Annotated in this window: 6 protein-coding genes; 3 read left to right on the forward strand and 3 right to left on the reverse strand. The window is 50.9% G+C overall.

Annotated elements, in window-relative coordinates:
- Window positions 1–155 precede the first annotated feature (155 nt).
- The gene (locus tag GX117_00605) at window positions 156–773 is read right to left on the reverse strand and encodes a redoxin domain-containing protein (protein NLO31846.1); all 618 of its coding nucleotides are present in this window, start codon (window positions 771–773) and stop codon (window positions 156–158) included.
- 245 nt (window positions 774–1,018) lie between these two features.
- Between GX117_00605 and GX117_00610 the strand changes: the two genes are divergently transcribed.
- Genes GX117_00610 through GX117_00620 form a run of 3 tightly spaced genes read left to right on the forward strand, consistent with a single transcriptional unit; the run spans window position 1,019 to window position 3,706 of the window.
- Window positions 1,019–1,927 (forward strand): ABC transporter substrate-binding protein, encoded by a 909-nt coding sequence (locus GX117_00610; GenBank protein ID NLO31847.1) that lies wholly within the window; start codon window positions 1,019–1,021, stop codon window positions 1,925–1,927.
- Window positions 1,924–2,724, forward strand: a complete 801-nt coding sequence (locus tag GX117_00615; protein ID NLO31848.1) for an ABC transporter ATP-binding protein — start codon at window positions 1,924–1,926, stop codon at window positions 2,722–2,724. The genes GX117_00610 and GX117_00615 overlap by 4 nt, the downstream gene beginning before the upstream one ends.
- The gene (locus GX117_00620; GenBank protein NLO31849.1) at window positions 2,711–3,706 is read left to right on the forward strand and encodes an iron ABC transporter permease; all 996 of its coding nucleotides are present in this window, start codon (window positions 2,711–2,713) and stop codon (window positions 3,704–3,706) included. The genes GX117_00615 and GX117_00620 overlap by 14 nt, the downstream gene beginning before the upstream one ends.
- Window positions 3,707–3,753: 47 nt before the next feature.
- Here the strand turns inward: GX117_00620 and GX117_00625 are convergent, their stop codons facing one another.
- Together GX117_00625 and mgtA are read right to left on the reverse strand one after the other, a co-directional pair.
- Window positions 3,754–4,542, reverse strand: coding sequence for a PTS sugar transporter subunit IIA (locus GX117_00625; protein NLO31850.1), 789 nt, complete (start codon window positions 4,540–4,542; stop codon window positions 3,754–3,756).
- Window positions 4,542–7,008, reverse strand: a 2,467-nt coding sequence (gene mgtA, locus GX117_00630) for a magnesium-translocating P-type ATPase (GenBank protein ID NLO31851.1), incomplete at its 5' end; no start/stop codon positions are given. The genes GX117_00625 and mgtA, both read right to left, overlap by 1 nt.

Genomic DNA, 7,008 nt, shown 5'->3' on the forward strand with positions numbered 1-7,008 from the left:
GCGTGCGTATATTGCTATTGGACTTCACCAAGGAATCAGGAGTGAACCCCGAATCAAGGCTGCGCAGGGGGCAGCCTTTAGTCGGAGTCTTGAACGGGCGCCATTGCACAGATGGGCAGCGGCACAGATAATAATTGCGGCGGGCGCAATAAAGATTAGCGTTTGATGGTGCAGCCCCAAGCGGTGACTTCGGTGGGATTGACTAAAAGATCACTCAACAGCGCTTCAATGGCTTGTGCGGTATAGGGGATGCTGCCTGGGCGTTCGGGAAGTAGACGATTGTCGAAGGCGCCGCGATAGGCGAGGATTCCTTTTTTATCGATAATAAATATTTCGGGAGTCACCCGCGCGCCTGTAGCGTCTGCATAGAAGGCATCGTTATCCTTGAGAATGGGATAGGGCAATGCCATAGTCTGGGCATGGTTCTTTATTTCTGCAGTCGTGGTGCCCATATGCGAATCAATGCCAAGAAATACCAGTTTTTCATTTGGTTGATAAAACTGTACGAGTGCGCTGAGCTGCTGTTCAATACCTAAAGAAAAAGGGCACTTTTGCGAACAAAAGACAAGGACGACCACTTTCCCTTCATAATGTTTGAGCGTATGGACTTTATCGTTATAATCGGAGCATCTGAAATCAGGCATGGGCTCTCCGATACGCACGGTGACAGGAATTTTCGAAAAAGCGCCGGAAAGTTTAAGCGGAATATATACGGCGGCGGCGATACCGACCAAAATGACTACTGCAATACCCAGTGCGACCCATTTGTTCATGACAGACCCTTTCAATTGTTTCGGCCAGTAACAAGGAAATAGACGATTGTTTTAAAATAGTATCACATTGTATTGAAAAAAACAGGTGGCGCGCCGCTGCTGCCATGGGCTGCCATGTTATGGTAACGAAGCCAAGCCAAACTTTAGAAGGGCCGCGCTGCAGTGTTACACTGTGTCTCCAATCGTATAGCACACCACCGGCATAATTTGAACGGACAGGAAGAGAAAAAGGATTCTTTAAACGAATGCGTGCAGCAATAGCCATCATCGGGGTCATCCTTATATTTGGCGGCAGCTTTTTCTTAAAACAAGGAACGCTGTCCGAGGAGACTGCAGCTCCAGACGCTGCCTTTCATTGCGGGCGCATTGTATCCATGTCGCCGGGCATAACCGAAAGCTTGTTTGCTTTAGGCTTAGGTGATAAGGTGGTGGGCGTGACCCGTTATTGCAACTATCCTCCGGCGGCGCTGGACTGTATGCGCATCGGCGGTTTCTTGGATCCCAATTATGAACTCCTTGTTGCGTTGCGCCCTGATATGATCTTGTTGACGCCTTTCCACAGAACGCTTCAGCCCGTTTTGGACCGCTTAGGCTTGCGCCATCAGGTGATCAGCCAAGATACGATGGACGCTATTCGAAGCAGTTACGAAGAATTGGGGGCACTCTGTGATTGTAATGATTCTGCACAGCGCCTCGTATCCGATATGGACGCCCATATTACGGAGGCGGCACAGCATGGTGCGGCTCGTCCGCGTCTGCGTGTGTTGATGGTAACAGGGCGCGAAAGCGCTTCGGGAAGTTTGAAACAAATTTATGCCATTAGTTCCGGTTCTTTTCTCAGCGATTTGTTGACCATCGTTGGCGGTGACAATTGTGTTGAAGGGCAATGGGCGGAATATCCGGCTATTTCCGCTGAAGGAATTTTAGAATTGGATCCGGATCTGATCATAGAATTTGGGCAGGAAGATTCTGAAGCGGCCCATGCTGATGCCTTGCAAGCCTGGCAATCTCTCGGGGTTTTGGAGGCGGTGCTCCGCGGGCGTGTGTATTATTTAGGCGGCGCACAATATACGATTCCCGGTCCTCGGCTCATAGAGACCTTGGACGCCTTAGAACGTTGTTTTAATGAAGACGAAAAAGCGATGATTCTATGACTTCACCGGCCTATGAGATTAAGGATCTATCTATCGTCTTAGACGGACAAACCATTGTGAAAGAGCTTTCCTTTTCTTTGGAAGCAGGTCAATCCATGGCGATCATCGGTCCCAATGGCGCGGGGAAGTCCACCCTTTTAAAGGCGATGCTCCGCTTGATTCCCATTGCTTCTGGGAGCATTCAACTATTTGGAAAAGCATTACAGCGTTATGATCATAAATATCTTGCCCGTGCCGCTGCCTATGTGCCCCAATCCGCTGCGGTCAACCTGCCTTTCACAGTCGGTGAATTTGTGCTCATGGGGCGATATGCTTATCTCAGTGCTTTTTCTAATTTTACAGCTTTAGATTACGAAGCAGCCGAGAAAGCCATGGTTCAGGCCGATGTGCTATCCCTCTCTGAGCGCAGCTTGTTTTCACTGAGCGGCGGTGAACGGCAAAAGGTCTACCTTGCCGCCGCCATTGCACAGGAGCCCCGCGTATTGCTTCTGGACGAAGCAACCGCTTTCCTCGATTATAAGCATCAGGTTGATATTTTAAATCTAACCGAAAGCTTGCAGCGGGAAACCCGGCTTTCCGTCGTTGCCGTCACCCATGATTTAAACCAGCGTATTCTGCACTATAACCGGGTACTTGCTTTGAAACAAGGGCAGATCGTGTATTGGGGTGCTCCTGAAGGTTTGTTGGATACGGCGCTTTTGGAAGACATTTACGAAACGCCTTTCCGTTTTCTTGAAGACCCACAATGGGGCGGCATCCACATTGTGCCACAAGGGAGCGTCCATGAAGAGCCATAAAACAATTTTGATTTTGGGGGTATGCGCCCTATGCGTCTTGATGGCGTCACCTTTTATAGGCGTAACGCCCCTATCCCTTGAAGGCATCTTATCGCCCTGTGGAGATAGCGTTTCGTCTTTGGTTTTTTGGCGGATTCGTGTGCCCCGTACGCTGACGGCCTTTCTGGCAGGCGGCGGACTGGCGCTGGGGGGGATGGCCTTTCAAGCCTTGTTTCGAAATCCTCTTGCAACCCCTTTCACGCTGGGTGTTTCAGGGGGCGCGGCTTTTGGCGCCGCCTTGTATATACGCTTGGGGTTGGTCTTTGCGCTCCTCGGCATCTCCGGTATGACATGGTTTGCTTTCGCCGGAGCCGCAATAATAACCCTAGTGGTTTACGGGCTGACCCGGTCGCGGGGCGGTTTTGCGACGCCCGTATTGTTATTGGCCGGCGTGGCGTTGAGCTTTTTTTTGTCCAGTATGATTCTTGCGCTGCAATACAGTGCCAGCCTCCACGATTCTTTTCAACTGGTACGCTGGCTCATGGGCGGCCTGGGCATGGTGGGCTACAACGCTGTATTTACGCTTTTGCCCTTGGTCCTTTCCGCTGCTCTTATTCTTGCTTTGTTAATCCAAGAATTAAATCTCCTTGCGCTGGGAGAAGAGCTTGCTATGAGCCGCGGCCTTAATGCTTCCTATATCCGTAAACTGATCTTTTTTGTCGTGTCTATGCTTGTAGGCGGTATTGTGTCGGTCTGTGGGCCCATTGGTTTTGTAGGCATGATGGCGCCTCACATTTGCCGGCTTTTGGTGGGGCCGGATCATCGCCGTCTTTTCCCCGCCGCCTTTCTTTTTGGAGGCATGTTCCTCACTCTTTGCGATGTGCCGGCCCGTGTCCTTTTCGCGCCCGCTGAAATACCCGTTGGCGTAATTACCGCCATGATTGGCGGCCCCTTCTTCTTGTATTTACTTTTTCGACGTGACGCGCGCCATTTGTTTCAGTAGGCAAGGCGCAATAGGGAAGCGCTACACCCATCTTCACGGCGCTTCGATTATTGAGGAATCAATTTAACGGCGATACACTCATGGGCCATCATACCGCCTTGATAGGCAGTGCTGTTCCTGCGCATGATACGCCACCCACCATTTTGATACATACCGTCCGTATTGATCTTATCAGCGATTTCGCGATTGGCGCTGAATTGATCCAAGAATTCCGGATTCTGCGGCAAGACAACAGGATTCCCGCTTACACCTGAAACGAGGGTGATCGGCTCGACGACCAGATTGGAGAGATCTTGAAAGGCGGGACCATCGGGCACGACCTTGGCTTGTAATCGGATCATTCTTGCCCGTGTATCGGTACTGACGGAAGCTTTTGTTGCGTCAATAAGATCGAGCAGATAGTTACGGATGGAATCAAGATCTTCGGCTTGGCGAAATTGCTCAAGGCCCGGATAATTCTGTACTGCTTTGGCGAGGAGCGAAATTTCGCGCAGGTACTGGTTACGCTGATTCTCAGGAACGAGATACATGATAACCATGGATACGGGCAGCCCGTCCGGAGCGCCGTAATCTATGCCTGTGGGACTCCATCCGATGACGCACATGATATTTTCGTCGAAAGGCAGCCGCGCATGAGGACACGCCCATCCTTTGCCAAGCGCTGTATTGGTCATTTCCTCCCGTTCCATGACATGCCCATAGACATCAGTCGAGGCGGGAATTTCCGGAAAGGCTTCAATGATATGGGCAAGAAATTGCAACGCGTCTGTTTTGTCGTTATCAGGTAATTCAAAAAGTCTTCCTTCTTGAAGGGCATCTAAAATAGTATTCATCATTAATTATCTCCATAGCGATTGAAGAACCAACTTTTAACTTTGTGCGTCAAAACGGCAAAGCCTACCAAGAAGGCGGTGATCCACGCCCAATAGATTGGCGGCAGCGGCACCATGCCCAAATATCCTGCGAAGGGAGAGTAAGGCAGCCATGCTCCAATGACCATGATAACCAAGGTCGTTACGGTTAGGTGGAAAGAGGCACGGCTTCCGAAGAAAGGAATGCGCCGTGTTCGGATGATATGTACAATGAGCGTTTGGGTCAGCAAGGATTCGACGAACCAGCCTGTTTGAAAGAGTCGTGCCAGCTCCGTTTGTTGTTCCGGGGAAGAGGCGGCATCCGAAAAGGCGTTGCAATGGAAGAAGAACCACATAAGCGCGAAAGTGGCATAGTCAAAAATAGAACTGATGGGTCCGATAAAGAGCATAAAGCGTTTGATATTATCGATATTCCATTTGAGCGGTTTCGCGATTAATTCATCGTCCAAGGTATCGGTGGGGATGCCTGTTTGTGAAAAGTCATAGAGTAAGTTGTTGGCAAGAATTTGCACAGGCTGCATGGGCAAAAAGGGCAGCAGATAGCTGGCTCCGACAACACTAAACATGTTGCCGAAATTGGAGCTGGCGCCCATGCGTATATATTTGATGATATTGGCGAAGACCCGCCGCCCTTCCATAATGCCTTCTTCGAGCACAAGCAGGCTCTTTTCGAGCAGCACAATATCCGCGGCTTCTTTGGCTACGTCTACAGCGGAATCGACGGAGATACCCACGTCGGCGGCGCGCAAGGCGGGAGCATCGTTGATGCCGTCGCCGAGAAAACCGACTACGTGGCCATTTTCACGGAGTCTCGTCACGATATCCTCTTTTTGCAGGGGCGAGAGTTTCACAAAGACGTTTGCCGTTTCTATGGTCTCTAAAAAATCGTCAGGCGATAGTTGCATCAGCTCGGTTCCGGTCACGATACGGTTTACTTGCAGCCCCACCTCTTTGCAGACTTTCTCCGTTACCAAATCGTTATCGCCTGTGAGTACCTTCACTTCAACGCCTACGCCTGCGAGCAATTCGAGCGCTTCATTGGTGGTCTGTTTCGGCGGATCAAAGAAGGCAATGTAGCCCAAGAGGATCAGTTCCGATTCGTCTTGGACCGAAAAGACCATCTTGTCGCTTTGGAATTCGCGATACGCGATGCCGAGCACACGGAAGCCGCTTCGGTTGAGCATTTCAACTTCTTCGAAGAGTTCGCTCCGTATCATAGGCACGAGCGGATAGATCTCTTCATCAATCTGAAAGCGGTTGCAGCAGGCGTAAATCTCTTCTACTGCGCCTTTACAGGTCAATACGTGATCCCCTTCATAGGCGACGATGACAGACATGCGCCGCCGCTGAAAATCGAAGGGAAGCTCATCAATCAGCAGGCATTGGCTCGTATCTAAATCGGCATATTCAAGTACAGCGCGGTCAATAAGGTTGCGCAGCCCGGTTTGGAAAAAGCTGTTGAGGTAGGCATAGTTCAACACCTCTTCACTGTCGTTCCCGAGAATATCAACATGTCGTTCGAGCACAACCTTATCTTGGGTCAATGTGACCGTTTTATCGGTGCATAAGATGTCGATAGCGCCGAAGTTTTGGATGGAAGGCAGCCGTTTCACAATAACCTTGCGCCCCGCCATCGTCAACGCGCCCTTCGCCAGATTGACGGTTACAATCATGGGCAGCATTTCCGGGGTGAGCCCCACGGCGATGGACAATCCGAACAAGAGCGCTTCGAGCCAATTGCCTTTGGTCAATCCCACGATGAAGAAAACAAGACAAACCATGACCACCATGAAGCGGATCATAAGCCATGTAAAGGAGCGTACTCCACGGTCGAAACTAGTTTCTGCCCGTTTTTCACCGAGCTTCTCCGAGATCGCTCCAAAGAAGGTGCGTTTCCCGGTACCGAGGATCAACCCTCTCGCACTTCCGCTGGTTACGGAGGTTCCGAAAAAGCAGATGTTGGGCAGTTGTAGTGCAGGCGTATTGGGCGCGCCTTGGTCAGTGGCGGATTTTTCAACGGGCATGGATTCGCCGGTGAGAGAGGATTCTCGGACAAAAAAATCTTTGGCAACCAGCAAGCGCAGGTCTCCGGGTACAATGGATCCTGCCCGCAGCAAGACCACGTCGCCGGGAACGATATCGGAAATGCGCACTTCCGTCTCTTCGCCGTCGCGCAGCACATAGGTGCGCGATTGCACGCGTTTGCCTAAGTTTTCCACAGCTTGATTGGAACGTCGCGACAGTACATAGGACAGTCCCACGCTCAACAGAATCATGAGCCCCACAATGGCGGTGGAACCCAACTCACCGATCATAGCCGATACGATCGCAATCACCAGCAGCTGTATGATCAAGGGATTTTTGAAGCGTTGCACCATATCCGCCCAAAACCCCAGCTTTTTCGCATGGGTCAGCTCATTAGGCCCGTAC

The organism is Candidatus Hydrogenedentota bacterium (assembly GCA_012523015.1).
GTDB lineage: Bacteria > Hydrogenedentota > Hydrogenedentia > Hydrogenedentales > CAITNO01 > JAAYBJ01.